1 protein-coding gene is annotated in these 1,686 nt (G+C 55.8%); it reads left to right on the top strand.

The window, feature by feature from the left end; genetic code table 11:
- Window positions 1–80 precede the first annotated feature (80 nt).
- Entirely contained in the window at window positions 81–1,526 is a 1,446-nt protein-coding gene (locus HB681_RS37560; protein WP_213959977.1) for an IS1182 family transposase, read from the top strand.
- Window positions 1,527–1,686: the final 160 nt, after the last annotated feature.

The raw sequence follows: 1,686 nt of genomic DNA on the forward strand, positions 1-1,686 counted from the left end.
GGGCCGAGGCTGTGTGAAAACACTTCGCCGTTTGCGTCGTAGAAAATAAAATCTCGCCACCCGTTTTGGCGAGGTGGCGCATGAAGCGATTCATTGAAGGCGCGGATAGAAGGCAGGTTACGCTGCTGCCCGAATGTCTCGACGACTTCGTCGGTGAAGACAACCCGGTACGCATCGTCGATGCCTTCGTCAACGAGCTTGATCTTGCAGCCTTGGGCTTTGAGGGCGTTGATCCTGCCATCACCGGGCGACCTTCGTATCACCCTTCGGTTCTGCTCAAGCTGTATATCTACGGTTATCTCAATCGCATTCAGTCGAGCCGGCGCCTCGAACGCGAGGCGCAACGTAATGTGGAACTCATGTGGTTGACGGGTCGCCTGACGCCCGACTTCAAGACGATCGCTGATTTCCGTCACGACAACGGCAAGGGCATCCGCAATGTGTGCCGCCGCTTCATCCAGTTGTGCCGACAGTTGAAGCTCTTCTCTCAGGCGGTAGTGGCGATCGACGGCAGCAAGTTCAAAGCCGTCAACAGCCGGGATCGCAATTTCTCTCCCGGCAAGATTGACGGGCGAAAGGAACAAATAGAGCAAAGCATCCAGCGCTACCTCGACGCACTGGAAACTGCTGATCGAACACAGCCTGCGGATCTCGAAGCCAAGACTGAACGACTGCAAGAGAAGATCGAGAGGCTGCGCGAGCAGATGCGCCAACTCGACGAAACGAAGGAACAGCTCAAAAGCGAACCAGGCCAGCAGTTCTCCCTCACCGATCCCGACGCGCGTTCGATGCTTCAGACAGGCAAGAGCACTGGCTTGGTCGGGTACAACGTGCAGACTGCCGTTGATGGCAAACACCATCTCATCGTTGCGCACGAGGTCACGAACATCGGCAACGACAGGGCGCAGCTGAGCAAGATGGCATTGGCCGCACGCGACGCGATGGGCAAGACCAAGCTGCAAGCCTTCGCAGACCGAGGCTACTTCAATGGACTTGAGATAAAGGCCTGCGAGGACGCAGGCATCACAGCCTTCGTTCCGAAGGCGATGACATCGAATGCGAAAGCCCACGGCCGGTTTGACAAGCGAGACTTCATTTACATCGCGAAAGATGACGAATACCAGTGTCCTGCCGGGCAACGAGCGATCTATCGATTCTCTAGATTTGAAGGCAATCTCAACTTGGATTTCTACTGGCCCAGTGCTTGCCCAAGCTGTTCTATGAAAGCTCAGTGCACAACCTCATCCTATAGGCGCATTCGCCGGTGGGAACATGAAGCTGTGATCGAGCGGATGCAGCATCGAATGGATCGCAAACCCAATGCGATGACATTGAGACGATCGACGATTGAACATGTCTTCGGGACACTCAAGCACTGGATGGGTTCCACGCACTTCCTGATGAAGACGATGGCTCACGTCGACACCGAAATGAGCCTTCACGTGCTGGCTTACAACTTCAAGCGGGTGATCAGCGTATTAGGTATCGCCAAAACGATGAAGGCGATGCAATTGGTGGGCCCCTGAGCCCTTCTTGACTCTCGGTTGCCCGCTCGACGACGCTCAAACGCCTTCAAACACGCCACTCTGGCGCATCGGCGCACTGGATAAACGGATGCGGCCAGCCAGCCACTGAAGCGGTCATCGATTTGTTGATGCGCGCGCGTTTTTACACAGCCTCGGCCCA

This window comes from Variovorax sp. dw_954, assembly GCF_018449755.1.
In the GTDB taxonomy this organism is placed as follows: Bacteria; Pseudomonadota; Gammaproteobacteria; order Burkholderiales; family Burkholderiaceae_C; genus Variovorax.

Coding starts and splice junctions, on each gene's coding strand:
- HB681_RS37560 (WP_213959977.1), top strand. CDS start 81: ATGAAGCGATTCATTGAAGGCGCGGATAGAAGGCAGGTTACGCTGCTG.